Source organism: Candidatus Megaera venefica (assembly GCF_034554655.1).
Lineage (GTDB): Bacteria > Pseudomonadota > Alphaproteobacteria > Rickettsiales > Rickettsiaceae > Megaera_A > Megaera_A venefica.
This window is the reverse complement of the sequence record NZ_JARJFB010000268.1, coordinates 1-918: the sequence shown is the minus strand read 5'-3', so window position 1 is coordinate 918 and position 918 is coordinate 1. Positions and strand designations below refer to the sequence as shown.

The 918-nt window shown below is 31.8% G+C and carries 1 protein-coding gene; it reads left to right on the top strand.

Annotated features, from left to right (window positions below):
• Window positions 1-238 precede the first annotated feature (238 nt).
• A complete protein-coding gene (gene hpf / locus Megvenef_RS09685) occupies window positions 239-808 on the top strand; it encodes a ribosome hibernation-promoting factor, HPF/YfiA family (protein WP_322777701.1) in 570 nt (189 codons plus the stop codon).
• Window positions 809-918: the final 110 nt, after the last annotated feature.

Genomic DNA, 918 nt, shown 5'->3' with positions numbered 1-918 from the left:
GTATTATGTTATTAGAACAGCTAAAAAGATCATTAGGCTGAATTCAAACAATAAGCCTAACGAACTAAGAGTAGCTTGATAACAATTTTTAAGATAAATCAATAGTTAAATAATCACATAATCTATTAAACACTAAAGTATGTTTATTTCTATCCTTGAATTTTTATTAGGTATATACTACTTAAAGGTAAGTGTAACTCTCTTACACGATATAATTACATATAATTGGAGATAAATTATGCACATACAAGTATCAGGACAGCACATTTCTATTGGCAATTCAATTCAGGAATATGTAATTGAAAAGCTATCCAACATAGTAAAAAAATACTTTGCTGGAGCACAGAGTGGGCATGTACATTTTTCTAAGCAAGGACGAGAATTTGGTTGCGATATAGTGGTTAATGAAGGGACAGGAAGGCATATGATAATGAAGAGTAACTGCTTTTCTGATGAAATATATAACTCGTTTGATATTGCGCTTAGTAAGCTTGAGAGGCAGCTTAGGCGTTATAAATCGAAATTAAATAATCATAGTGATCGCGCAAAACTTTCCGAAATAACTTCCGAAGCAGTAAAATATATAATTTCTCATGATCATTCAGGTGAAAAGGAGTTTAATGTAGATAACCCTGCAATAGTTGCTGAAAAACCAGCTAAGATTTTATCTCTTTCTGTAGGAGAGGCTGTCATGAAGATGGATTTGGAAAACCTACCAGCTTTGTTATTTGAGAACGTGAAAACAAAAAGAGTGAATGTCGTTTATTATAGAAAAGATGGTAATATTTCTTGGGTAGATACAAAGTAGTGACTTGTTAAATAAGCCTAAATTTAGAGATACGAGACTTTCCATCTATTTGTGTAAATTCGATTATAGGCACTTAAATTCTCCCTTCGAATTTGATCATAAAATGAGCC